The 24,887-nt window shown below is 74.1% G+C and carries 22 protein-coding genes; 9 read left to right on the top strand and 13 right to left on the bottom strand.

Going from position 1 to position 24,887, the window contains the following annotated elements; all coding sequences use genetic code 11:
- Positions 1-5: 5 nt before the first annotated feature.
- The 3 genes from ACI79T_RS12990 to ACI79T_RS12980 form a co-directional block, all read right to left on the bottom strand.
- Positions 6-461, bottom strand: a complete 456-nt coding sequence (locus ACI79T_RS12990; RefSeq protein WP_456610484.1) for a hypothetical protein — start codon at positions 459-461, stop codon at positions 6-8.
- 75 nt (positions 462-536) lie between these two features.
- Positions 537-2,045, bottom strand: coding sequence for a methyl-accepting chemotaxis protein (locus tag ACI79T_RS12985; protein WP_456610483.1), 1,509 nt, complete (start codon positions 2,043-2,045; stop codon positions 537-539).
- A 238-nt stretch (positions 2,046-2,283) separates the two neighbouring features.
- Positions 2,284-2,616 (bottom strand): hypothetical protein, encoded by a 333-nt coding sequence (locus ACI79T_RS12980; RefSeq protein ID WP_456610482.1) that lies wholly within the window; start codon positions 2,614-2,616, stop codon positions 2,284-2,286.
- A gap of 119 nt (positions 2,617-2,735) precedes the next feature.
- Here ACI79T_RS12980 and ACI79T_RS12975 point away from each other — a divergent pair, with 119 nt between their 5' ends.
- The 3 genes from ACI79T_RS12975 to ACI79T_RS12965 all read left to right on the top strand — a co-directional run bounded on the left by ACI79T_RS12975 (position 2,736) and on the right by ACI79T_RS12965 (position 4,660).
- A complete protein-coding gene (locus ACI79T_RS12975) occupies positions 2,736-3,308 on the top strand; it encodes a hypothetical protein (protein WP_456610481.1) in 573 nt (190 codons plus the stop codon).
- Positions 3,305-4,354: a PHP domain-containing protein gene (locus ACI79T_RS12970; protein ID WP_456610543.1), complete on the top strand. Its 1,050-nt coding sequence runs from the start codon at positions 3,305-3,307 to the stop codon at positions 4,352-4,354. Before ACI79T_RS12975 ends, ACI79T_RS12970 begins: the two co-directional genes overlap by 4 nt.
- A 135-nt stretch (positions 4,355-4,489) precedes the next feature.
- Positions 4,490-4,660, top strand: a complete 171-nt coding sequence (locus ACI79T_RS12965) for a hypothetical protein (protein WP_456610480.1) — start codon at positions 4,490-4,492, stop codon at positions 4,658-4,660.
- Positions 4,661-4,670: 10 nt separating this feature from the next.
- Here the strand turns inward: ACI79T_RS12965 and ACI79T_RS12960 are convergent, their stop codons facing one another.
- The 3 genes from ACI79T_RS12960 to rfbB all read right to left on the bottom strand — a co-directional run bounded on the left by ACI79T_RS12960 (position 4,671) and on the right by rfbB (position 7,447).
- The gene (locus ACI79T_RS12960; RefSeq protein ID WP_456610479.1) at positions 4,671-5,540 is read right to left on the bottom strand and encodes a hypothetical protein; all 870 of its coding nucleotides are present in this window, start codon (positions 5,538-5,540) and stop codon (positions 4,671-4,673) included.
- Between the two features lie 69 nt (positions 5,541-5,609).
- Entirely contained in the window at positions 5,610-6,455 is an 846-nt protein-coding gene (locus ACI79T_RS12955) for an SDR family oxidoreductase (RefSeq protein WP_456610478.1), read from the bottom strand.
- A complete protein-coding gene (rfbB, locus tag ACI79T_RS12950; protein WP_456610477.1) occupies positions 6,452-7,447 on the bottom strand; it encodes a dTDP-glucose 4,6-dehydratase in 996 nt (331 codons plus the stop codon). The genes ACI79T_RS12955 and rfbB overlap by 4 nt, the downstream gene beginning before the upstream one ends.
- Before the next feature lie 336 nt (positions 7,448-7,783).
- Here rfbB and ACI79T_RS12945 point away from each other — a divergent pair, with 336 nt between their 5' ends.
- Together ACI79T_RS12945 and ACI79T_RS12940 are read left to right on the top strand one after the other, a co-directional pair.
- Positions 7,784-9,232 (top strand): hypothetical protein, encoded by a 1,449-nt coding sequence (locus tag ACI79T_RS12945; protein ID WP_456610476.1) that lies wholly within the window; start codon positions 7,784-7,786, stop codon positions 9,230-9,232.
- 142 nt (positions 9,233-9,374) lie between these two features.
- Entirely contained in the window at positions 9,375-10,883 is a 1,509-nt protein-coding gene (locus ACI79T_RS12940; protein WP_456610475.1) for a sugar transferase, read from the top strand.
- 79 nt (positions 10,884-10,962) lie between these two features.
- On the opposite strand, the gene ACI79T_RS12935 is transcribed toward ACI79T_RS12940, so the two are convergent.
- On the bottom strand, positions 10,963-12,183 hold the full coding sequence (locus ACI79T_RS12935; protein ID WP_456610474.1) for a hypothetical protein: 1,221 nt from the start codon (positions 12,181-12,183) through the stop codon (positions 10,963-10,965).
- Positions 12,184-12,466: 283 nt separating this feature from the next.
- On the opposite strand from ACI79T_RS12935, the gene ACI79T_RS12930 reads away from it, so the two are divergent.
- Entirely contained in the window at positions 12,467-12,637 is a 171-nt protein-coding gene (locus ACI79T_RS12930) for a hypothetical protein (RefSeq protein ID WP_456610473.1), read from the top strand.
- A gap of 129 nt (positions 12,638-12,766) precedes the next feature.
- Here the strand turns inward: ACI79T_RS12930 and ACI79T_RS12925 are convergent, their stop codons facing one another.
- Positions 12,767-13,576, bottom strand: a complete 810-nt coding sequence (locus ACI79T_RS12925) for an arsenate reductase/protein-tyrosine-phosphatase family protein (RefSeq protein ID WP_456610472.1) — start codon at positions 13,574-13,576, stop codon at positions 12,767-12,769.
- A gap of 193 nt (positions 13,577-13,769) precedes the next feature.
- Between ACI79T_RS12925 and ACI79T_RS12920 the strand changes: the two genes are divergently transcribed.
- A complete protein-coding gene (locus ACI79T_RS12920; RefSeq protein WP_456610471.1) occupies positions 13,770-14,663 on the top strand; it encodes an ATP-grasp fold amidoligase family protein in 894 nt (297 codons plus the stop codon).
- A gap of 10 nt (positions 14,664-14,673) precedes the next feature.
- The gene (locus tag ACI79T_RS12915; protein WP_456610470.1) at positions 14,674-15,786 is read left to right on the top strand and encodes a glycosyltransferase family 4 protein; all 1,113 of its coding nucleotides are present in this window, start codon (positions 14,674-14,676) and stop codon (positions 15,784-15,786) included.
- A gap of 30 nt (positions 15,787-15,816) precedes the next feature.
- Here the strand turns inward: ACI79T_RS12915 and ACI79T_RS12910 are convergent, their stop codons facing one another.
- From ACI79T_RS12910 to ACI79T_RS12890, 5 genes are all read right to left on the bottom strand, one after another.
- On the bottom strand, positions 15,817-17,499 hold the full coding sequence (locus ACI79T_RS12910) for a sugar transferase (RefSeq protein ID WP_456610469.1): 1,683 nt from the start codon (positions 17,497-17,499) through the stop codon (positions 15,817-15,819).
- A 152-nt stretch (positions 17,500-17,651) separates the two neighbouring features.
- Positions 17,652-19,421, bottom strand: coding sequence for a polysaccharide biosynthesis tyrosine autokinase (locus ACI79T_RS12905; RefSeq protein ID WP_456610468.1), 1,770 nt, complete (start codon positions 19,419-19,421; stop codon positions 17,652-17,654).
- Between the two features lie 124 nt (positions 19,422-19,545).
- On the bottom strand, positions 19,546-20,616 hold the full coding sequence (locus ACI79T_RS12900) for a glycosyltransferase family 4 protein (RefSeq protein WP_456610467.1): 1,071 nt from the start codon (positions 20,614-20,616) through the stop codon (positions 19,546-19,548).
- Positions 20,613-21,620, bottom strand: a complete 1,008-nt coding sequence (locus ACI79T_RS12895; protein ID WP_456610466.1) for a glycosyltransferase — start codon at positions 21,618-21,620, stop codon at positions 20,613-20,615. Before ACI79T_RS12895 ends, ACI79T_RS12900 begins: the two co-directional genes overlap by 4 nt.
- Before the next feature lie 73 nt (positions 21,621-21,693).
- Positions 21,694-23,202 (bottom strand): O-antigen ligase family protein, encoded by a 1,509-nt coding sequence (locus ACI79T_RS12890; RefSeq protein WP_456610465.1) that lies wholly within the window; start codon positions 23,200-23,202, stop codon positions 21,694-21,696.
- Between the two features lie 325 nt (positions 23,203-23,527).
- Here ACI79T_RS12890 and ACI79T_RS12885 point away from each other — a divergent pair, with 325 nt between their 5' ends.
- Positions 23,528-24,847 carry a UDP-glucose dehydrogenase family protein gene (locus tag ACI79T_RS12885; RefSeq protein ID WP_456610464.1) on the top strand — a complete coding sequence of 440 codons (1,320 nt, stop codon included), beginning with the start codon at positions 23,528-23,530 and terminating at the stop codon, positions 24,845-24,847.
- Positions 24,848-24,887 lie beyond the last annotated feature (40 nt).

The following is a 24,887-nucleotide window of genomic DNA, read 5'->3' as shown; positions in this document are numbered from 1 at the left end:
CCGGGTCACGCCGGGTCGAGGAGCCGGTCGAACACCAGCCCGGTGCCCTGCGCCTGCACGTACTTGCCGGCGACGTCGACCGCCAGATCCCGCAGGGTCCAGGCACCGGGCGCGTAGATGCCGAGGGCCGTGCTCACCGCCACGTCGGCGGGGTAGACGACGGCGAAGACGGCGTGCACCGCCCGCTGACCGCGCAGGCCGCGGCGGGCGGCGACGCCGTACGCGGCTCCCCACATCGTCCCGAGCGAGAAGTGGGCGGCGTAGTTGAGCACCGTCCGCCCGCGCGCCGTCGCGGGGCGTGCGCCCAGCAGGCGCTCGGCCAGCTCGGCCGGCGCGTAGCTGTCCCGCCGCCCGGTCAGCGGCATCTCGACGAGCTTCTGGAATGCGGTCATCACCGCGGTCCCGGCAACGCCGGCGAGGACGCCGCGGCCGACCGCGGCGACACTTCTCGTGGAGGTCATCGTCCGCCCGTACCCCGGGAGCGGGGAAGCAGACTCCCGGACCGAAGCCCCGGACCGGCCGGGCCCCGGGGCGGCTCAGCCGGCGGTGTCGATCAGCTGCGCCATCCGCGCCTGCTCCTCGAGCACCTCGCTGATCCGCGCCTGGACGGCGTCGAGGCGGCCGATGATCTCCCCGGTGGTGTGGATGCCCGCCGCGACCGCCTTGCTGCTGGCCTGGATGCCGGCGATCTGGTCGGACACCTTCTGGGTGGCCTTCGCCGTCTCCCGGGCCAGGTCCTTGACCTCGCCGGCCACGACGGCGAAGCCCTTGCCCAGCTCACCGGCGCGGGCGGCTTCGATGGTGGCGTTGAGCGCCAGCAGGTTCGTCTGGTCGGCGATGCCGGAGATGATGCGGATGACCTCACCGACGGCGACCGAGGCCTCGTCCAGCGCCCGCACCTCGCTGGTCATCGTCGACGCCTGGCTGACCGCGCTCTCGGCGACGCCCCCGGCGTCACCGGCCGCCGCGCGCAGCCGGGCCACGGTGTCCAGCAGCTCCCGGGCGTTGGCGGCCGACTCCTCGGTGCGCCGGAGCACGTCCAGGCGCTGGGAGACCAGCTGCTGGACGTTGCGCAGGGCGGCGGCGCGGGAGTCCGACAGCGCGATGGTCTCGGTGACGAAGAAGTCCATGGTCCCGACCACCCGGCCGTTGACGACCAGCGGGAAGCACACCCCCGACCGCACCCCGGCGCGCTGCGCGGCGGGGGCGCGGACGCAGTCGGTCATCTCGCCGATGTCGGACACGAAGAAGAGGTCGCGGGCCCGCCAGGCGCGGCCGGAGAGGCCCACCCCCTCGGCGAAGCTGGCGGCCAGGGTGACCCGGCGGAACTCGTCCCCAGCCGAGCCGGACTCCTGCTGGAAGCGGAGCACGCCGGCGGACTCGTCGAGCGCCCAGTACGAGCCGTAGGCCCAGCCGAAAGCGGTCCGCACCGTGTCCAGCGCGACGCGCAGCGCCTCGCTCTGCGTGGGCGCCGCGCCGATCTGGGTGACGACGGTGGTCACCGCCTGGCGGTCGTCGAGCGTCTCCTGGAGCGAGGTCGTGGCGAGCGCGGCCTTGCGGGCGTGGCTCAGGATCCGCCGCAGGGACTTCCACTTCGACTGACGTCCGCCGAAGAACGGCAGCTCGGTGGCGTTGTAGAACTCGTAGAGGCAGACCACCTCGCGGTCGTCCACGACGGGCAGCACGCAGCCGCGGGTGGCGCCGGCCGCCTGGGCGGTGCGCCACCGGCCGCAGGTGGCCGGGTCGGTGCTCTCGTTGCTCAGCACCGGGTCCTGGCTGCGGATCGCCGCGCCGGCCATCCCCTGGGAGGGCAGCAGCCGCTCGACCCGGGAGGCACGCATCGCCGCCACGTAGCGACCCGACTCGGTGGCGAGGGCGAACCCGCCGGCGCCGTCGGGCAGCCAGGCGGCGCCGTAGTCGAGGTCCAGCTCGCGGACCAGGGTGTCGGCGATGAGCCGGTGCGCCTCGGCGCTGTCGGTGACGCCCTCGTCCAGGGCGTTGATGACCGCCTCGACCGCCTCGACGTCACGGGGGACGGGCGTCACCTCGCCACCGGCGTCGGGTCTCCTGTGACGGCGCAACGTCGGTCCCTCCCGGATCGGCGCGGAGGAGCTCCTGCGCCCGCCCGCTGGGGAGAACATCGGTAGGGCACGACCGATCTCCAGCCGAGTCCGCCGGGGAGACGCCCACTTCGGGAAAACAGGGCTCCGGAGCGCCGGGCAGGCCCCTTGTTCCCCGGAGCAGTGCGCCGGCCCGGACGACGGCTGAGCCCTCGGCGAGCGGTCAGCCGTGGCCGTAGAGGACGGCTCCGGCGGCGAACAGCGGGAGCGCGACGAACAGGAAGACGCCGACAGCGGTGAGCGCCTCCCCCTCCCCCGGCTCGTCCATCCCCGGCCCCTGGCCGGTGAGGGCCCGCATCTCCATGGTCGCGCTGCGCGACACGAGCGTGCCGCCCGTCAGGCTGAGCAGGCCGGCGACGACGAGCAGGCAGATCGCGAACCGCGAGCGGAACGCCGCGTCGCCCACCGCCACCCAGACGCCGGCCGCGGCCGCCGCGGCGGCCGCCGACACGGCCAGCATGACGGCGGCCTGGCGCAGAGCCCGGAGAACGTGCACGGCGCCAGGCTAGGGGGGCGGGTGCCGGGACGACGACGCACGACCCCGGTGATTGCGGAATCGATCTTCGGGGCAGTGCACGACGCGACTGCCCAGTGGCATCGAGGAAAGAGGTCACCATGCTCGTTCGCCGGATCGCCCGGCCCCTGCTCGCCGCTCCCTTCGTCTACGGAGGGGTCAGCACCCTGCGCAAGCCGCAGGACCGCGTGCCGGGAGCCCGCCCCGTGGTCGAGAAGATCGCCGACACCGCCGACAAGCAGCTCCCCGTGGAGCTGCCCCGCGACGTCGAGCAGTGGGTCAAGGTCGACGCCGCCGTCAAGGTCGCTGCCGGCGCGCTGTTCGCGCTGAACAAGTTCCCGCGGCTCACCGCGCTGGTGCTCTCCGCGTCGGTCGTGCCGACCACCCTGGCCGGCCACCGGTTCTGGGAGCACGACGACCCGACGGAAAAGTTCGGGCAGACGTCGAACTTCCTGAAGAACACCGGCCTGCTGGGCGGGCTGCTGCTCGCCGCCGTCGACACCGAGGGCAAGCCGTCGGTGGGCTACCGCACCAAGCGGGCGGCGCGGCGGGCCGCCGACGCCACGGAGAAGAACTACGAGAAGGCCACCAAGCGGGCGACGAAGGCGCAGAAGAGGGCCTCCCGCAAGGCCGGCAAGAAGACCGGCAAGGGCGCTCTGAAGGCGCTGCGCTGAGCGCTCCGCTCCCGCCCGCGGCCGCGCTCCGGAGGATCGCCTTCCTCCTGGAGCGCGCCCGCGAGGCCACCTACCGGGTCGCGGCGTACCGCAGCGCCGCGGCGGTGGTCGACGGCCTCGACGAGGCCGAGCTCGACCGCCGCATCCGCACGAAGACGCTGACGGACCTCAAGGGCATCGGCCCGAAGACGGCGACCGCGATCGTGCAGGCGCACGAGGGCAGGGTGCCCGAGTACCTGACGACGCTGGAGGAGACCTACGCCGCCGAGCTGCCCGCGGCCGGCGACGTCGCCGCGTTCCGGGCCGCGCTGCGCGGTGACCTGCACGCGCACTCCGACTGGTCCGACGGCGGCAGCCCGATCCGCGAGATGGCCGAGGTCGCGATGGCGATCGGCCACGAGTACCTGGCGCTCACCGACCACTCCCCCCGGCTGACGGTCGCGAACGGGCTCACCCCCGAGCGCCTGGAGCGGCAGCTCGACGTCGTCGCCGAGCTGAACGCCGAGCTCGCCCCGTTCCGGATCCTCACCGGTATCGAGGTCGACATCAACGTCGACGGCTCCCTGGACCAGACCGACGAGCTGCTCGGCCGGCTCGACGTCGTCGTCGCCAGCGTGCACTCCGACCTGCGGGCCGACCGGCGGGCGATGACCGACCGGATGCTCGCCGCCGTCGCCGATCCGCACACCGACGTTCTCGGGCACTGCACCGGCCGGCTGGTGATCGGCCGCAAGCAGCGGAACGGCACGCAGCGACCACGGCCGGAGAGCGACTTCGACGCCGAGGCCGTCTTCTCCGCCTGCGTCGAGCACGGCACCGCGGTGGAGATCAACTCCCGCCCCGAGCGGCTGGACCCGCCCCGGCGGCTGCTGACCCTCGCCGTCGAGCTGGGCTGCGAGTTCGCCATCGACACCGACGCGCACGCACCCGGGCAGCTCGACTGGCAGTACAACGGCTGCGAGCGGGCGATCGAGTGCGGTGTCCCGGCCGAGCGGGTGATCAACACCCGTACCGCCGACGAGCTGCTCGCCTGGACCTCCGGCTGACCGGCTCCACCGGGCGGGCGGCCGATCTCGCCGCGCACAGTTCACCCTCCGGATGCTCGCTCCTCGGGTATCCGGGGTAGACCGGTGCGCAGACCGCCCGGACGTCGGGCGGCAGTCCGGATGGGAGCAGCCGAGGTGACCCGTTCCGCACCCATCGAGGACGTCGACGGGCCGCGGCAGAGCCCCACCGCCGGAGCACGCCCCACACCGACGCACGTGCACTGGTTCCGCTACCGCGGTGACGACCCGTTCAGCGGCTCGTCGCTCTACGCCTGCCGATGCGGGCAGGTCCGCGCCTCGATCTGAGCCGCGGGGCTCAGCCGGCGGGCTTCTCCAGCGGCGGCTGGACGAGCTCCAGGGAGTGCGCGTCGTCGGAGCGGCGCAGCGCCCAGTCGGCGGGCAGTACCAGGCGCGGGGCGACACCGATGAGCACCGCGACGAGGAAGGCGACCCCGGCCAGCGCCTCGCCGGACTCCTCGACGAAGGTGGCCGTCACCCGCAGGGAGTCCGGGGCGAGGACCGACAGCGCCGACAGGCCGACCGACGCGACGCCGTAGCCGGCGAGGCTGCCGAGGACCCGGCGCCGGTCACGGCGCTCGGTGCGGCTCAGGACGAACAGCGCGCCGACGACGGCGACCGCCACGACCGCGCTGATCGCGATGGCCGCGGGCTTCCCGACGGTGGAGATCGCGGCGCCCATCGCATCGGCGTGCACGGTGCCACCGGCCTTGACCGAGGCGATCCCGGCGGCGACCAGGCCGACGGCGAGCCACCAGGTGCGGCGGCCGGGGTTGCGGGCGGCGCCGGCGACCGCGGCGAGGGCCGCGACGGCGAACAGCCCGGCCACGAACAGCCGGGGCAGGGAGAACGGGGCGTCCATCGACAGCAGCTGCGCGGCCGGGCCGGTGGCACCGGTCAGGCGCAGCACGAAGCCGGTGGCCATGAGGACGACCGCGGCGGCGGCCAGACCGACGCCCACCGGCGGCAGCGGGACGACGCGGCGGCGGGTGCGGGGGGCGGGAGCGACGAACGTCGACGGCAGGTCGGCGGTCGTCAGCGGGACGCCGGTGCCGGGCGAGTTGCGGTCCGCGATCCGGATCCCCCGGCCGATCGCGAACGCCAGCAGGGTCGCGACGACCAGCCAGGCGACGAGCCCACCGACGATCCACCACCACGACACGTCCACGTCATCGGCATCCCGGTCCCAGGACTTGACCGTTCCGTCCCAACGGGGGCGACGGCGGTGGCGCGTGGGTCAGGCGGGTCCGCTGAGGTACCGGTCCAGCATCGAACGCCAGTCGCGGGGCCGGAAGCCGGTGGCGTGGATCTTCGCCAGGTCCAGGACGCTGTTGTGCGGCCGCGGGGCGATGCCGGTCCGCCCGGCGAAGTACTCGGCGGTGCTCACCCGGGTCACGTCGCCGGCGGAGCGGCCGCGTGCGGTGAAGACGGTGGCCGCGACGTCGGCCCACGAGGCGGGCTCGCCGTCGCCGGTGAGGTTGTAGGTGCCGTAGGGGGCGCCGGTGGCGATCAGGTGGCGGATGCCGGCGGCCAGGTCGGCCGTGGCGGTGAGCCGGCCGATCTGGTCGTCGACCACCGACGGGGAGACGCCGCGGTCGGCGAGGCCGGCCATCGTGCGCACGAAGTTGCCGCCCTCCCCCACCACCCAGGTCGTGCGCACCAGCCAGTGCCGGTCGATCGCGGTGGCGCAGGCGTCGCCGTCGGCCTTGCTGCGGCCGTAGACGCTCAGCGGGGACGGCGGCGCGTCCTCGGGGATCGGGCCGGCGTGCCGGCCGTCGAAGACGTACTCGCTGGACAGGTGCACCAGCGCGCTGCCGTGCCGCTGGGCGGTGTCGGCCAGGTGCGCGACGGCGTCGACGTTGACGGCCCGGACGGCGGCGGCGTTGGCCGGGTCCTCGGCCGCGTCCACGGCGGTCCAGGCGGCGGCGTTGAGCACGACGTCCACCCCGGTCCAGTCGAACGCCCGCACGGCGGCGGCGTCGGTGACGTCCAGCGCCGTCCGGTCCAGGGCGACGGCGTCGGGGAACTCGCGCTGCAGCGCGCGACCGAGCTGACCGGCCGCGCCGACGATGACCGCGTTCACTGCCCCTGGGCCGCGTAGCCGGCCTCGACCTGCTGCTTCTGCGGCCGCCACCAGGCCTCGTGGGTGCGGTACCAGTCGATGGTGTCGACCAGGCCGTCGCGGAAGTCGGTGTACTTCGGCGTCCAGCCCAGCTCGGTGCGCAGCGTGGTGGCGTCGATCGCGTAGCGCAGGTCGTGCCCGGCGCGGTCGGGAACGGAGTCGAACGCGTCGGCCGGCTGCCCGGTCAGCTCGAGGATCAGCCCGAGCACCGCGCGGTTGTCCTTCTCGCCGTCGGCACCGATCAGGTAGGTCTCCCCGGAGCGGCCGCGGTCGAGGATCGCGTGCACCGCGGAGTTGTGGTCCTCGACGTGGATCCAGTCGCGCACGTTCGCACCGGCGCCGTACAGCTTGGGGCGCAGGCCGCACAGCACGTTGGTGATCTGCCGGGGGATGAACTTCTCCACGTGCTGGTAGGGCCCGTAGTTGTTGGAGCAGTTGGAGATGGTCGCGTGGATGCCGAAGGAGCGCACCCACGCGCGCACCAGCAGGTCCGAGCCCGCCTTCGTCGCGGAGTACGGGCTGCTCGGGTTGTACGGCGTCTCGGGGGTGAACTTCGCCGGGTCGTCGAGCTCGAGGTCGCCGTAGACCTCGTCGGTGGAGATGTGGTGGTAGCGGACGCCGTGCTTCCGCACGGCCTCCAGCAGGGCGAAGGTCCCGACGAGGTTCGTCTGCACGAACGGCGACGGATCGCGCAGCGAGTTGTCGTTGTGGCTCTCGGCCGCGAAGTGGACGACGACGTCGCAGCGGGCCACCAGCCGGTCGACCAGGCCGGCGTCGGCCACCGAGCCGTGCACGAACTCGATGTCGTCGCGGACGGCGGCCAGCGACGCCTCGTTGCCCGCGTAGGTCAGCGCGTCCAGGACGACGACCTCGAACTCCGGGTGGTCCCGCAGGGTCTGGTGCACGAAGTTCGCGCCGATGAACCCGGCGCCCCCGGTGACGAGCATGCGCATCGCCTGCTGAACCTCCGCCGTGATCCACGACAGGGCGGCCACTCCGCCCCGTTCCCGCTCCGCGGCGGGCCGTCGTGCAGCGCTCGACGGTAGTCGGTCGGACCGGCAGACCGTCGGCGCCGTGACCCTTTGGGGCGACGGGACCGGAGCGGACATCCCCGCGCACGGTCCGTGTCGGACACAGGTCGACCCGTACCGGTACGGGCGGGTTCGCTCACGTGGAGTGAGACCGAGCCGCGTGCCGCCGGAGTTAACCGGCGCGCCACCCTGCGGCCGTTGCCCTCGCCGAGACTCCGGTCGAAGGTCTTGGCCAGGAAGAGGGACAGGGGGACCTGCGTGCCCATCGGCCGGAGCGCGGTGACGTCGTGGGGGCCGCATGCCCTCGGCACGTCGCCCGGCGCCGTGCCCGGGCACGGCGACCACCGGGCGAGGTGGTCGCGACGGCTGCTGCTGACCGTCCTCCTCGTGCTCGGCGCCTGGGCGCTGCTCGCCGTCTCGGGCACCCCGGCGCGGGCCGACGCCGGGCAGTCCCCGGTCACCCCGGCGGCCGCGCCGGCCGAGCCCGCGGTTGCGCCGTCCGAGCCCGCGGACGCGCCGGCCGAGCCCGGCCCCGGAGCGAAGGCGCAGGGCGTCGGGCCCGGGGCGAAGGCGCAGGGCGTCGGGCCTGAGGCGAAGGCGCAGGGCGACGAGGACGAGGTCGGCGTCGATCCGGGCGGGGAGCAGCCCCCTGCGGGGCAGCCCGACCAGCCCGCCACGCCGCCCGCGCCGGGCACGACCCCGCCCGCGCCGGACACCGACACCGACACGGACGCGGGGACCGGGAACGGGAACGGGACCGGGACCGGGAACGGCGACGGGAACGGGAACGGCGACGGGAACGGGAGCGGCGACGGAAACGGGAGCGGCGACGGAAACGGCGACGGAACCGGAGAGCCGGGCACGACGCCGCCGGCAGCGGACGAGGCGCCGATCGACCCGGACACCACGCCCACGGAGCCCACGCCCACCGAGCCCACCCCCACCGAGCCCGCGCCCGCCGACGCGGATGCCGACACGGATGCCGACACGGATGCCGACACGGATGCCGACACGGATGCCGACGCGGAGCCGACCGACACCGACACCACGCCCGTCGACCCCACGCCGGTCGACCCCATGCCGGCCGATACCGCCGCCGAACCGGAGCTCCCGGCGACGGCTCCGGCTCCCGCGACCAGCACGACGACGGCTGCCGCCACCACGGAGTCCGACGCCACCGAGTCCGACGCCACCGAGCCCGCCGCCACCGAGTCCGACAGCACGGACACCCCGACGGCCGCTGCGCCGGCGCCGGCTCCCACGACGACGGTGACCCCGCTCCCGGCGGCTCCCGTCGCGCCGGCCCCGACCGCGCTGACGTGCAGCGCCGAGACCGCGCCGGCAACGACGTTCGTGGCGGCCTCCCCCTCGGGCGCCCCGCCGACCGCCACCACCCCGGTCGCCACCGCATCCCCGCGTACCGGCGCGCCGCCGACCCCGGCCGCCCCACCGGTGCGCCCGGCCAAGCCGGCCGGGCCCCCCGCGGCACCCGCCCCCGTGCCCGTGACCGCCCCGGGCGCTCCCGCCTCGGTCTCCGTGTCCGGCGGCGGCCACTGCGCCGGCGGCCACACCGACCACGCGGATGCCGCGCTCGCGGTGCTGGACGCCGGTTTCCCCGCATCGCTCGCCGGATCGATCCGGATCTCCCGCGGCGACGACGCCGTCGTCGTGGCCGGGGCCGACGACCCCGGTGCGCGACCGGACTGACGGCGGCACCGCCCTCCTCTGCAGCCACGCCGATCCGCGGATCGGCCCGCCGAACCGTCCGTGACACCGCACGAGCGTCCCGCCCCGTCGTGAACCCCCCGCCGGGCGCCGGGTCTCGTTCGCAACCGCAGGGAACCGCCAGATGAGCTCTGAAGCCCTTCCGTCCGAGCACGCCAGCACCCCCCACCTCGCGGCGCCACCCGCCCGCCTGCCGCAGCCCGACCGGCTGCGCGGCGCGGGCACCGTCGCCCGCCGCGCCTGGCGCGGCCCCTACGTCCGCCGCCTCGTCCTCTGGGACGCCGTCTGCGCGAGCGCGGCCGCGGGGAGCGGCCTGCTCGCCCGCTTCCACCCGCCCGAGGTCGGGATCACCACCGCGTCGCTGGTCATCGCCCTCGCCCTGCCGGGCGTCTGGGTGTTCGCGATGGTGCTCGCCCGCAGCTACGAGGACCGCTACCTCTGGGAGGGCCCGGAGGAGTTCCGTCGCGTCTTCTTCGCCGCCGCGCTGCTGCTCGCCCTGGTGGGCACCGTCTCCTGGGGCCTGAAGCTGGAGGTCGCCCGCGGCTTCGTCGTCGTCGCGCTCCCGCTGGCCACCCTGCTCACCCTCGTCCAGCGGCAGGCACACCGGTCGTGGCTGCGCCGCCAGCGTGCGCTGGGCCGCTTCCAGCAGACGACGCTGCTCGTCGGTCACCGCAACGGTGTGGCGGCGCTGCGGGAGCAGCTGCACCGGGAGGTCGACCAGGGCTACCGCGTGATCGGCTGCTGCGCGCCCACCCGCTCCGGCGCCTCCGGCGGGCCCGGAGGCCTGCCGGTGCTCGGCGGGCTGGACGAGGTGGTCGACGTCGTCGAGCGGTACGAGGTGGACACGGTCGCCGTGCTGCCCTCTCCCGAGCTGGACGGTGCGGCGCTGCGCCGGCTGGGCTGGCAGCTCGAGAAGACGCGCGCCGACCTGCTGCTCGCACCGTCGGTCTCCGAGGTCGCGGGCCCGCGCATCCGGGTGCGCCCGGTCTGCGGGCTGTCGCTGCTGCAGATGGAGCGCCCCGAGCTCCGCGGCATCCACCGGCTGGTCAAGGAGTCGTTCGACCGGACGTGCGCGGCCCTGCTCCTCCTGCTGCTGGCGCCCGTCCTCGTCGCCGTCGCCCTCGCCGTCAAGGTGGACAGCCGCGGGCCGGTGCTGTTCCGCCAGGAGCGGGTGGGCCGGGACGGCCACCCGTTCCCGATGTTCAAGTTCCGCAGCATGCAGACCGATGCCGAGCGGCTCGTGCCCCGGCTGGCCGCGGTCAACGAGGGCAACGGGGTGCTGTTCAAGCTGCGCCGGGACCCGCGGGTGACGCGGGTGGGCCGCGTCCTGCGGCGGTACTCGCTCGACGAGCTGCCCCAGCTGGTCAACATCCTCCGCGGGGAGATGTCACTGGTCGGCCCTCGCCCGCCGCTGCCCTCGGAGGTCGAGCAGTTCGGGGTGGAGATGAGCCGCCGGCTGGTCGTCAAGCCGGGCCTGACCGGGCTCTGGCAGGTCAGCGGCCGGTCGGACCTGTCCTGGGCGGACTCCGTGCGGCTGGACGTGCACTACGTCGAGCACTGGTCGCTGATGCTGGACGTGATGATCCTCTGGCGGACGGTCGGCGCCGTCGTCAAGGGCAGGGGCGCGTACTGACACCAGTGCCGGACGGCACGAGGGGACGGACACCGCGCGGTTGCGCGGCACCCGTCCCCTCGAGGTCAGGAGCGGTGGGTCAGGAGCGGTAGCCCGGGGACACGTACCCCCGGCCGACCGTCCCGGCCGGGACGAAGTCGCCCGACGCCGGCTTGCCCTGGCGGAGGGTGCCGCTCAGGTTCCCGATCGACGGCCACGAGACGACGCCGTTGCTGATCTTCGCAGGGCAGCTGCGGTCATCGGTCTGCGGCCACACGCTGTAGCCCATGTCCCGGCCGGAGCGCGGGTCGATGTACACGTTCTCGAGCGCCAGCGGGTAGGTGTTGCAGTCGATGCGGATGAACTGCCCGCCCCGATCGATCGGGGTCACCCCGGAGCTGCCGACGTTGGCGTTGCGGATGGTGCCCTTGCCGATGGCGCCGAGGTCCTGCCGGACCTGGATGCCCTGGTAGTTCGTGGTGCCGGTGAGCCGGTCGATCCGGTACTCCTTCACCCCGCCCCAGGGCTGGAAGACGTCGGCGTGGTTCACCGTGTACGTGCCGCGCAGGGCGTCCATCCGGACGTTCTGGATCTGCACGGTCGCCTCGGGGGCGTTGACGGCGATGCCGTCGGCCTGCGAGCCGTTGACGTTGCCGTTGATGAGCACGCCCTCGATGTGGACCGTGCCGGTGCACTTGTGCACGTAGATGGCGCGCTGGTCGTCGGTGCCGATCCGCGCACTCGGGAGGACGTTGATCTGCCCGCCCATGATCACGGCGTTGCGGCAGTTCGCGATGGTGATCGGCCCGACGGGGCGGGACGGGTCCAGCTCGATGCGGACATCCCCGTTCTTGGCGCCCACCGTGGTGACGGAGGTCGTCGAGGTGATGCGGTGGACCGGGTAGTTCTCCCAGCCCGCGGGCGGCGCCCAGCTGAGGGGGCCGGTCGTGCTGGTGGTGGCGGCGGGGGCGACCGGGGCGGTGGTCGTGGGCGTGGTGGTCGTGGGCTTCGGAGCCGCGGGGGCCGGAGCGGTGGTCGTCGGGCTGGTGGCGGTCGGGCGGGTGCCGGTGCGGGAATCGGCCACCGGAGCCAGCGCCTCCGCCCGGGCCTCGGTCTGGGCCTGCGCCTGGGCGCCGCCGGCGGCCTGCTCCTCCTGGGCCTGGGTGGCCTCAGCGGTGGGCGACGTGACGGGAGTCGTGGCGGTGGGAGCCGGGGTGCCGGTGGCGGAGGAGGCCGGGCTCTGGGTGGCGACGACGTCCTCCCCCTGACCCTGGGCGAGCGGATAGGTGATGGGGAGCAGCCCGATGAGCGCGAGCAGCACCTGGGTCAGCCGGCGCCGGGAGTAGCGCCTGCGCGGGGACCGGATGCTTCGCCACTGTCGGTGACCAGTTCGTGACACGGCACGAAAGTAGCGTCACGAATCAATAACGCCAAGGCTCTTCAGGTTTAAAACTTGGTGCCGCCTGCCGAGGGGGCAGGCCTCCGGTTCACTCTTTCGGGGGACGACCTGCGCGAACGCGCGACAGGGCCGCCGGAAAATTTCTGGCAGGTTCTGCCCGCGTCGGATCCGGTCGGGGGCCCAGGGCCCGCTTAGGAAGTACTCCATGAGCTGGGTGCTGGTCCTCGCGACCACGTGGACGATGCTGGCCGTGCTCCTGGCGCTCGGCATCGGCCGGGCGGTCCGGGTGGCCGACCGGCGTCGGGTGAGCGCCTCGGCCGCGGTCCCCGACTTCGTGCCGGCGGCGTGGTCGACCTCCCCGACCGCCTCCCGCTAGGCGCCGCACGCCCGCGCGCTGCCGGTTCCCCGGCAGCGATGTGCACCTGCGGCGCAGTCCGGGCGCCGCAGCGCGCCACCGGCGCACATCGCCCCGGCAGCTCCGGGCCCCGGACCGGGACCCCGCGCGCTAGGACCCCGCCCGCCGGCGGCGGGTGAGGGCGTCGAACCGGCCCCTGGCGCCCCGCGCCGACGTCCCGGGCCGGTCGTCCCCGGAGCGCGACTGCGCCGGCGACGGGCCGTCGTCCCCGGAACCGCCGTCGGCGGGCGAGCGGCGAGCGCTCCGGTCGACGTGCGACGGCCGCCCGACCGGGTCGGGCACCTCCGCGCCGGCCGTCGCGGGGTGCAGCGCCACCACCGCGGCCAGCACCGGCAGCAGCGCCTCGGCCACGGCCTGCCCGCTCGCCTCGTGCCCCTCCAGGGAGCGGCCGATCGGGTCGGCGATGTCGTCGTCGGCACCGCCGGTGCGCCCGGGACGCGCCGCGGCCAGGGCGGCGACCAGCGCCCTGACGCGGCCGCTGAACTCCTCCCCCGCCGACTCCCGTTCCTCGACGGCGCCCAGCAGGTCCGCCGCCTCCCGGAGGGTGAACGTGCGCGCCAGCGCCCGCGGCACCAGCTCCAGCACGTCGCGGCGGTGGTCGCGGGTCAGGGTGAGGACGAGGTCGGCTGCGGCGATCATCCGCGCCTCCAGCTGCCGGGCGACGAACCCCGCGGGATCCCCGCCGAAGCCGGAGAGCACCAGGGCGCTGTCCGGGTGCATCCGCGAGCCGACGACCGCACGGGTGCCCGCGCTGACCAGGTGGACGTCGCCCGCCGCCGGGCCGAGCACCTCGCCCAGGTAGGCCCGGCCCAGCCGCTCGCCCAGGGCCGACCGGCAGATGTTCCCGGTGCAGACCAGCAGGACCGTGACGGGCGTCGGGGCGGTCTCCTGGTCGGGCACGGCACCAGTGTCGTCGGCCCGGCGTCTCGACGAAAACCTCCGATGGGGTGGTTGCGCGACGAGGAAACGCCGCGCTGAGCGCCCCGTACTACGCTCGCCGGGACAACGGGGCACGGTTCGCGCCCCCGCAACAGACACCAGCCGGCGTGCCCGCGTCTCACACCAGAAGGGGTCCACGATGCCCCGGAGCGGCTTGAACGAGAGCCTCCGACACGTTTTCCAGCCGGCGCACCGCCGGATCGCCGGCGTCCTGCCCCTCGCCACCCGGCGCCGGTACCTGTACCTGGCCGGGCACGGGCGGCTGCCGCGCCTGCGCGATCCGCAGACCTTCGGCGAGAAGATCAACTGGCGCATCCTGCACGACCGCCGGCCCGTGCTGGCCTGGACGTGCGACAAGCTGGCGATGAAGGACCACGCCGCGCAGCTCCAGGAGGAGGCCGGCCTCTCGGTGCCGGAGACCTTCTGGTCCGGGACCGATCTCCGCGAGGTGGCCGGCCGGACCTTCGACCGCCCCTGGGTGCTCAAGCCCAACCACCGCAGCGGCCTGGTGCGGTTCGGCGCCGCCACCGACACGATCGACGAGCAGACCATCGCGGCGACGAAGACCTGGCTGCGCGACGACCAGAGCGTCCTGCTCGGGGAGTGGGCCTACAGCGAGGCCCGCCCGCTCTACGTCATCGAAGAGGCGATCGGCGACGGCGTGACGCCGCCCGACGACTACAAGTACCTGGTCTTCGACGGCAAGATCGCCGCGGTGTCGGTCGACACCGGCCGGTTCACCAAGCAGCACTCGCGGACCTTCTACACGGCCGACTGGGAGCCGCTGCACGTGGCGACCGCCCTGGGCAGCGGGGAGCCGGGCCCGCCGCCGGAGAACCTGGCCGCGCTGAACCACGCGGCCGAGGTGCTCGGCCGCCCCTTCGACTTCATGCGGGTCGACCTCTACACCATCGGCGGCACGATCTGGTTCAGCGAGTACACGCCCTACCCGGGCGGCGGCGTGCTGCCGTTCGAGCCGCCGTCCTTCGACGCGTGGCTCGGGGAGCAGTGGACGCTGCCCAGCCTCGACGACGCCAGGGGCCGGTGAGGATCGCTTCATGCCAGACGCGACCGCCGTCCCGGGCCGGCACTCCGCCGACGAGGCACCCCTACGGGTCCTGAGCATCGGCCCCACCGGCAGCCAGCCCGGCGGGATGGCCTCCGTCGTCGCCGAGCTGGAGGCGCAGAACCGGCTCAGCGCCGCGCCGGTGCAGCTGCGGGTGATCGACTCCGGCGGCATCGGGCCCGTCCCCCGCCGGGCCGCCGCCTTCGCCCGGACCCTCGCCGCGACCGGCACGGCCCGGGCCGACGTCGCCCACCTGCACGTCGCCTCCCGTGGCAGCACGTGGCGGAAGCTGGCGATCGCGGAGGTGTGCGCACGCCGCGGGCTGCCCTACGGCATCCACCTGCACGGCGCCGGGTACCGCGAGTTCCTCGAGGCGCTCTCCCCGGCCGCGAAGCGCCGGGTCGAGCGGTTCTTCGCCCGCGCCGCCTACGTGGTGGTGCTGGGCGGGCCCTGGGCCCGGCTGGTCACCGACGAGCTGGGCGTGCCGGCCGCGAAGGTGCACGTCGTGCACAACGGCGTGGCCGACGGCGCCCCGCCGGTGACCCCGTGGCCGGCGGGCCGCCGCAAACGGGTGGTCCTGCTCGGCCGGATCGACGCGGGCAAGGGCGTGCCCGAGCTGCTGCGCGCCTTCGAGCAGCTCGACGACATCCCCGACGTGGAGCTGGTGCTCGCCGGGCCGCCGGCCGAGCCCCGCGTCGTCGCGCTGGTGGAGGAGGCCGTCCGGGCCCGGCCCGGCCGGATCACCCACGCGGGCCTGCTCACCCGCGCCGGGGCCCAGGAGCTCCTGCGCGAGGCGTACCTGCTGGCCCTGCCGAGCCACGCCGAGGGGCTGCCGATGGTGGTCATCGAGGCGATGTCCCGGGGGATCCCCGCCGTGACGACGCCGGTCGGCGCCATGGAGGAGCTGGTCACGCACGGCGGGAATGGGTTCCTCGTGCAGCCGGGCGACGTCGACGGCCTGGCCGAGCACCTGCTGCGCCTGCTCAGCAGCGAGGAGCTGCGCGACACGATGGCCCGCGCGGCCTACGAGACCTGGGTGGCCGGCTTCGACGCCCGCACCATGTACGCCGACATCCGCGCACTGTGGCGGACGGCGGCCGGCTGAGCCCGATCGCTCAGCCGGCCGGCCGGGAGGTCAGTAGGCGCCGCGCCCGCGGATGACCGCGCCGAGGGTCTTCCAGAGGATCATCATGTCGAAGCTCAGCGACCAGTTCTCCACGTAGCGGACGTCGATCCGCACCGAGTCGTCCCAGGAGAGGTCCGAGCGGCCGCTGATCTGCCACAGCCCGGTGATGCCCGGCTTGACCAGGAAGCGCCGGCGCATGTCGAAGCCGTAGCGCTCGGTCTCGCTCTGCAGCGGCGGGCGGGGGCCGACCAGGCTCATGTCGCCGCGGAGCACGTTGATCAGCTGGGGCAGCTCGTCGAGGGAGTACCGGCGCAGCACCTTGCCCACGCGGGTCACGCGGGGGTCGGCCTTGCGCTTGTAGAGCACGCCGTTGCCGTCGTTGTCGGTCTCGAGCACGTCGACCATCCGGTCGGCGCCGGTCACCATGCTGCGGAACTTGAGCATGGAGAACGTCTGCCCGTCGCGGCCGACCCGTTCCTGCTTGAAGAACACCGGGCCGCGGCTGGTGGTCTTCAGCGCCATCGCGATGAACAGGAACAGCGGCAGCGTCATCACCAGCGCCAGGGCGGCCAGGGTGGTGTCGACAACCGTCTTGCCGAGGCGGCGGACGCCGCGCAGCTCCGGCCGCTCGACGTGCAGCAGCGGCAGGCCGCACACCGGGCGGATGGCGACCCGCGGACCGACGACCTCGGTGACGGCGGGGGCCAGCAGCAGCTCGGCCTCGGTCTTCTCCAGCTCCCAGCCCAGCCGGCGCAGCACCGGCCCGTCCAGCTCGGGGCAGGGCATGACGGCGACGGTGTCGACCTCGTAGCGGTGCACCACCTCGAGCACCTCGTCGATGCCGCCGAGGACCGGCAGCCCCTCGAAGTCGGTGGGCCCGTCGGCCAGCTTCCCGTCCGGGAGGCAGCAGCCGATCACCCGGTAGCCGTGGTAGGCGGCGCGGTCCAGCTGCGCGTGCAGCGAGGCGACGGCGCCGCGGTGGCCCACGATGACCGTGGTCTGCTGGAAGGCGCCGTCCCGGCGGGCCCGGTGCAGCCGCTGCCGGCGCACGTAGCGCTGCAGCAGCGTCAGGACCGTGGCCAGCGGCAGGGCGACGACGACGAAGCCGCGGGCGACGTCCAGGTCCAGGCCCCAGGACACCGCGGCCACGACGGCCAGCAGGAGCGCGGCGGCGTCCAGCACGCGCCGGAACTCGTCGGCCCCCACCCACAGGAACCGCTCCTCGTAGGTGCGCCCGATGTGCATGGCGGCCAGCCAGAGGACGGGCATGAGCATGGCGGCGTACAGCGAGTACTTCGCCGCTCCGTCCACGTCGGTCCCGAACCGGACGAAGTAGCCGATGGTCGCGGCGACCACCGCGCAGAGCGCGTCCCCGAGGACGATGCTCCGGACGTACGCCGAACGCCAGGCCCGCCGGACCTCGGTGCCCTCGCCGCGCAGCCGACGGATCCGGGAGAACCGGGTCCGCGTCTTCCGCGGCGTCGGGAGGGTCTGGTGCGCGCCGTGGGCGGTGTCGCCGTCGACGAGGGCCGCGCTGCCGGCGTCGCCGACGGTGCGTGCCTCACGGGCGGTGTCGTCGTGGGTGATCTGGAGAGTGATGCCGAACCCCTGGGTGCGTCTGATCGTCGTGGCCGCGACCCGCTGGGCACGCCGACCACACCGTGAACACGCAGGGTGATCGCCTGTGAACACACGAAGTGGACGCACCGGTCACTCGAGCCGCCTCGACACCGACGGTAACCCCTTATAGCGCGGAAAGCAGGTTCACAACGCAACTGTACGCAGCGGGCAGGTCTAACTACGCAGTGTGAGCGACGTGGGTCACGCCGCACCCGCCGATCCGCTCAGCGACCGTCCCGGTCCCCCACTGCCGGGTCCCCCGGATACTGCCCCTCTGCGCCATCGGGACCGTCGGCCGGTTCCTCGGCCGGTCGGCGCTGTCCGTTCCCCGGCCCGTGCGACCGGCCCCGGGCGAGCTCGGCGGCGTCCGTGGGCCGGACGGCAGGGATGGGCCGGGTCATGCCCGGCTTCAGGTCGATCGTGGGCTCGGGGACCGCGTGCCTGGCGGCCGGCTGCTCCGTGACCCGCGGCTCGGTCTCCGTCGGCCCGGTGTCCGTCGGATCGACCCGGGAGGCGCCCGCGGGCGCCGCCGGGACGTCGGTCGCGGTCGTGTGCGCGGCCCGGGCGGGGGGCGCCGGCTCGGGGTCGTCGTCGACGTCCTGCTCCGGCTGGGTGGGCGCGCCCCCCTGGTAGCCGTACGCGTGGGCCGGGTCGGCCGACGCCGGCGCGATGTTGAGGACCACGCCGAGCGTCCGGGCCCCGACGCGGTCGAGGAGCGCCCGCGCCTGCTCCAGCTCGTCCCGGCGGGTCTTCCCCTGGCGGACCGACAGCAGCACGCCGTCCATGAGCACGGAGACGGCGCTGCCGTCGGAGACCGGCAGCAGCGGAGGCGTGTCGACGACGACGAAGTCGTTGGTGGCGCGCAGCCGGTCGACCAGCGCACCCAGCTGGCTGGACGCGAGCAGCTCGCTCGGGTTGGGCGGGATGGCCCCGGCCGGGAGGACCGAGAGCTTCCGGTTGCCCTTCCCGTGGGTCTGCAGGACGTCGTCGAGGCCGGCGGTGCCCGCGAGGACGCTGGTCAGACCGGCGCCGTCGACCAGGCCGAGGTAGTCGGTGAGCCGCGGGTGGCGCAGATCGGCCTCGACCAGCGTCACCCGGTGGCCGCCCTCGGCGAGGGTCACGGCGAGGTTGGCGGCGAGCGTGGTCTTGCCCTCCCCGCCCACGGCGCTGGACACCATGATCACGCGCGGGGGCGCGTCGACGTCGAGGAACTGCAGGTTGGTGCGCAGCTGGCGGAAGCTCTCCGCGTTCCCCGACCGGCTGCGCCGGTCGAGCACGTGCTCTCGCTCCAGCCGGCGGTCGCGCGTGACGGTCCCGATCAGCGGCGCACCGGCCGCGCCGGCGGCGACCTTGCCGTCGCGCACCGAACGGTCCATCCGCACCCGGGCGTAGGCGAGCGCGAGGCCGACCAGCAGGCCGATGAGCACACCGACGGCGATGTTCGAGTAGAGGTTCGGGGAGGCGGGGTCCTCCGGGATCTCCGGGCTGTCGAGGACGGTCACCTTGACCGGCACGGTCGTCACCGGCTCGACCTCGGGGTCGGTCGGCGTCGTGGTGGTCGCCTCGACCACGTCGACCAGGGCGGTGAACTCGGTGGCGACGGCCTCGGCCAGGTCCCGCGCGCGCTCGGGCGAGGTGTCGGTGACCACGATGTCCAGCACGGTCGTGTCCGGCACCACCGTGGCCTCGATCCGGCTCTGCACCTCGTTCGGCCCGAGGTCGAGCTCCAGGGCGTCGATGACCTCGATGGCCAGCCGCTCGCTGGTGAGCATCTGGACGTAGGAGGCCACCCGGTTCTGCGCGAACTGGCTGCCCTGGAAGGCGGCGGTGGTGGTCCCCGCGTCCGTCGAGGTCACGAACAGCTGGGTCGACGACGTGTAGGTCGGCGTCATCACCAGGGCCATGGCGGCCCCCACTGCCCCGCCCAGGAGCAGCCCGATGACGGGCAGGAACCATCCGGCCCGGAATGCCGCGACGGTGTCTCTGAAGTCCACTACTTCCTCGTCTCCCATGGTCGACGCTCCGCAGGTGTGGACCTGCTGGGCGTCGCGGCCGTGCGCTTGGAGCTACGCACACCTGCGGTTCGTGCCGACTCGATCAGTTACTGGGACCGCCAGGCTAGGTACTACCGGGCGGATCGGGGAGGAACGTGTCACCCGGATGGGCGTCTTCCACGCACGACTCCCAGTGCTCGACGAACGTGCGGCGGACGACGGCATTGGAGTGCCGGGCCTTCACCCGGTCCCACGCCTCGCGGCCCAGCCGCAGCGCCAGCTCCGGCGAGTCGGCCATCCGCCGCAGCGCCGACCCCAGCGCCTCGGCGTCGGCCGGCGGGACGATCAGCCCCGTGTCGGCGACCACCTCGGCGATCTGGCCGACGTCGGTGGCGATGACCGGCGTGCCCAGGCTCATGGACTCCAGGATGATCATCGGCATCGCCTCCGCCCGGCTGGGCAGGACGAGCGCGACCGCCGTCCGGAGCCGGGCGAGCACCTGGTCGGGCGGGACCGGCCCCTCGACCACCACCCCGTCGGGGAGCGGCTCGGGCAGCCGGAAGCGGGGCGCGAGCTCGCCGAAGAGGACGAGCTCGTGGCCGTCGACCTTCGCCGACTCCCACGCGTCGAGGAGCACGTCCGCCCCCTTGCGCTCCCCCACCTCTCCGGCGAAGACGAATCCCGAGCGGCCGTCGCCGACCGGGTCCTCCGCGATCGGGACGGAGTTGGCCGCGCGGACCGGGGCCACGCCCAGCGAGCGCAGCACCTCGGCGGCCGGCTCGGTCAGCACGAAGACGACGGCCGGCCAGCGCAGCACGCGGCCCGCCAGCCGGCGGTTGCCGGTCGCGAAGTCGACGAAGGTCGACCCGTGCACGAGCACGGTGCAGCAGACCCCGCGCCGGCGGGCGATCCCGAGCAGCAGGCCCTCGCGGAGGAAGGAGCCCTCCTGGGTGAGGTGGAAGTGCCAGACGTCGGTGGGCCGCACCCGGCTGAACAGCACCTTGAGCGTCGTCCGGGCGAAGGCGGCGAGGGTGCGCCGGCGGTCCCCGTGCCAGTAGGAGGGCCACTCCCGCATCTGCAGGTCGTCGCCGGCCCAGGTGTTCATGGTGCGGACCACGGAGGAGACCCCGCCGCGCCCCTGCGAGGCGTTGCCGATCTGCGTGACGCGCAGCGCAGGCCGCGGCTGGCCGGTCACGCCGGCGTGCCCCCGGATCGGCGGATCACCACGCCGGACGGGTCCAGGTCGGCGGAGGTCAGCTCCTCGGGGCTGCGCAGCAGGACCAGCCCGCGCTCGGCGAGCTCGCGGGCCACCTGGACCTGGTGGTCGTCGACGTGCTCGTCGCGCTCGGCCAGCCGGGGGACGACGACGGGGCGGACGCCGAGCTCCAGCGCCCGGAGCAGCGTGCCGACGCCGGAGTGGGTGACGAAGACGTCGCTCTCGGCCAGGAGGCGGTCGAACTCCTCGGCGCGCAGCTCCTGGTTGACGTCGCCCGGCAGGTCGTCGCGGGTGGTGACGCCCAGCTGCCAGGTGACGGCGTCACCGGGGCGGAGCTGGTCGCGCACGGCGTCGACGAGCGCGTCGAAGCGGAACGGCTTGATGGTGCCGAGGCTGACGAAGATCCGGCGCCCCTCCTCGCTCCGGGGGGCGCGGTCGGGCGCGGGGACGACGGTGAAGTCGTCGAGGAGGGAGGGGCCCAGCCGCCAGCCCGGACGGTCGGCCCACGCGGCGTGCTGGCTGTAGCGCTGGATCCGCGGCAGCTTCTCGAGGATGCGGCCGGTGGCCGAGGGCCCGTCGAAGCGCGACACGCTCTCGATGTAGACGACGGGGAGGCGCCGCAGCTGCCCGATGGCGTAGGCGGAGATGCCGACCGCCGCCCCGGTGCTGAGGACGACGTCGAAGCGTTCGCGCCGGGTCTCCCGGTGCAGCCGGACGGCCGCCTGGATCGCCGGCTTCAGACCGCGCGGCGGGACGTAGTCGAGGGTGACGACCTCCCGCCCGCGCAGCAGCGACCGGCTCTGCTCGGAGTCGAAGGTGGCGAAGACCGAGTCCGGGCGGAGGCCGAACCGCTCCGACCACCGGACGATCTGCGCGAGGTGACCACCCGTCGAGGCGACGAGGAGGGCGCGCTTGCCCCGCAGCGCAGCGGACAGTTCTGCCGCCCCACCTGGCGATTCGGTCCGATCCCCTTCTGACGACACCCCAGAAGGGTAATGGGCGTTCGGGACGGAGCCGTCCTCGTGCGCCACATTTCGCCGGTTGGAGTGCTCCGGCTCAGCGAGCGGCAGCGGTTTGGGTGATCCTGCCCACTTCGGCGGGCCGGGTCGCTCCCGGCGGCGCCTCCGCCGGGACCTCGCCGGAGTCCGCACCGTCGTTACCGGACGACCGTCCACCGAACGATCCCAGCAGGCCGATCAGGAGGAACAGGGGGACGTAGGAGGGCGGCGAGACGAACACCGGGTTGCCGGTGGACTCCAGCAGGTACTGGAAGATCCAGGCGATCCCGGTGAGGCCCAGCCACCGGGCGATCGGCTCGCCGTCGGTGGAGAGCCGGCGCAGCCGCCGGAAGACGGCGACGAGCGCGACGACGTAGACCAGCAGTCCGATCAGGCCGGACTCGCCCAGGATCGCCGGCCACATGGTGTCGGTGAGGAACAGCGCGTTGCCGGTCCGCTCCGACAGCCCCCAGACGTTCTGGTAGCCGCGCTCCAGGTACAGCGGGCTGTAGAACTCCGAGGCGGTGTCGGAGCCGAAGCGGCCGAAGCCGGCGCCCAGCGGGAAGTAGTCGAGGGCGACGAAGAACGAGTCCCGGGTCATCAGCGTGCGCGCCGCCGTGCCCTCGGACTGGTCGAAGTAGGTGGCCACGATGCCCTGCAGCGCGGTCAGCAGCGTGGACCAGAACACGATGACGATGCCGGCGACGGTGGCCAGCGCCGTCGCGAAGACGCCCGAGCGGCCGGCGCGGGAGCTGAGCCACAGGAAGCTGGCCATCATGCCGAGCCAGGTCTTGCGCCGGAACGAGAAGACGGCGACCAGCGCCATGCCGGCCGACAGCAGCCAGGTGAACCGGGTCCCGCCCATGGTGGTGTTCCAGGCGACGAGCGCGAGGAAGCCCAGGGCGGCCATGATGCCCAGCGTCCCGGGCTCGACGAACGGCCCGATCAGCGACGGGATCGCCGCTCGGTAGCTGACCTGCGGGATGTTGCCGATCGCGGCCTGCCAGGCCTGCGGGATGGCGAGGTTGACCAGCGAGCAGGCGATGATGAAGAGCAGGACGGCGACGCCGCCCTTGGCCAGGCGGCGCACGTCGGCGGGCGTCCACTGCACCTGCGCGACCGCCAGGGAGAGCAGGATCCCCTTCGAGGCCAGCAGGGTGCCCGACCCCAGGACGACGAGCGGCACGTCGGCCAGGACGCCGCTGACGACACCGAGCAGGCCGAACGCGAGGAACCAGACGAACCCGGGGAAGGTCCGGATAGGCTGGCCGCGGAGCAACCGGGGCCCGACGCAGACGAGCATCGCGGCGGCGATCGCCCCCTCGTCGAGGAAGTCGAGCACGCCGATGCCGGAGACCTGGGCCGACGACTTGGCGAACAGGCACGCCAGGACGGCGCCGGCCAGGAAGCGCTTGGGGTGCTGGGAGCCCCACACGATCAGCGGCACGCCGATGACGAGCAGCAGCACCGGCAGCGGCTGGTAGGCCGCCGCGGCGGTGAGGCCGACGACGGCCAGCACGCAGAGGAGCAGGGTGCGCGGCACGGTCCTGGTCAGCGCTTCGCCCACCACGACCCCTTCCACGCCCCGCCGCCGCACGGCACGGCGATCCGGCTCCCGCCGGTCCGACGCAGGATCCCACGCGGCCGGGACCCCCGACAATGCCACGCATCGGCAACCACCCGGCCGGCCGGCGCCGCAGCGTGACCCCCACGACACCCGTACGGGTGGTCGGCCGCCCGCGCGGGCGCCCTTCTCGGGTTCCCGGCGCATCTCGGCTGGCCATGCGGCCGGTGCGTGCACGACCATGGCGAAGGCCTCGCGGCGGACCCACGAGGGACGCCGGAGGCCGACGACCCGCCCGACCACCCCTCTCGGACTCCTGGAGCACTGCGTGAAGATCTCGGTCATCGGCTGCGGATACCTGGGGGCGGTGCACGCCGCCTCGATGGCCGAGCTCGGCCACGACGTCGTCGGCATCGACGTCGACCGCCCGAAGATCGAGTCGCTCTCGGAGGCCCGGGCACCGTTCTTCGAGCCCGGCTTCGAGGAGCTGCTGGCCCGCACGCTCGGCACCGGCCGGCTGCGCTTCACCACCGACTTCGCCGAGGCCGCGGGCGCCGCGGTGCACTTCGTCTGCGTCGGGACCCCGCAGAAGCGGGGCGAGTACGCCGCCGACATGCGCTACGTGCAGGGCGCGGTCGAATCGCTGCTCGACGTCCTGGCCCCCGGGGAGCTCGTCGTCGGCAAGTCCACCGTCCCGGTGGGGACGGCGGCCGGCCTGGCCGAGCTGATCGAGGCGAAGGTGCCCGGTGCGCTGCTCGCCTGGAACCCGGAGTTCCTGCGCGAGGGCTTCGCCGTCCAGGACACGCTGCACCCCGACCGGCTCGTCTACGGCCTGCCCGCCGGCCCCGACGCGGACACCGCCCGGAAGCTGCTGGACGAGGTCTACGCACAGATCGTCGAGCGCGGCACACCGAAGGTGGAGAGCGACTACGCCACCGCCGAGATGGTGAAGACCGCCGCGAACTCCTTCCTCGCCACGAAGATCTCCTTCATCAACGCCATGGCCGAGCTGTGCGAGGCCACCGGCGCCGACGTCAAGCTGCTGGCCGACGCCATCGGCTACGACGACCGGATCGGCCGCAAGTTCCTCAACGCCGGCCTCGGTTTCGGCGGCGGCTGCCTGCCCAAGGACATCCGCGCGTTCATGGCCCGCGCCGGGGAGCTGGGCGCCGACCAGGCGCTGACGTTCCTGCGCGAGGTCGACAACATCAACATGCGTCGGCGCATCCGCATGGTGGAGCTGGCCCGCGAGGTCCTCGACGGCTCGCTGCTGGGCAAGCGGGTCGCCGTCCTGGGTGCGGCCTTCAAGCCCGACAGCGACGACATCCGCGACTCGCCGGCGCTCAACGTCGCCGCCCAGCTCCAGCTGCAGGGCGCCGTCGTGCGGGTGACCGACCCGGCCGCGGTGGAGAACAGCCGCAGGCTCTGGCCGCAGCTGGAGTACGCGGACACCCCGGAGGAGGCTGCCCAGGGGGCCGACGCCGTCCTGGTGCTGACCGAGTGGAAGCAGTACCGCGAGCTCGACCCGGTCGCCTTCGGGCGCGTGGTGCGCCAGAAGCGGGTCCTCGACGGACGCAACGCCCTGAGCATGTCGGCGTGGACCGGCGCGGGCTGGACCTACCGTGCCCTCGGCCGCCGCGGCGGCTGACCGCCGACGCGCCCTGATCCCGATGCCGCTGACCCGCCGC

Source organism: Blastococcus sp. SYSU DS0619, assembly GCF_054051035.1.
Note: the sequence above shows the minus strand (reverse complement) of the source record. Positions and strands in the feature narration are given on the sequence as shown.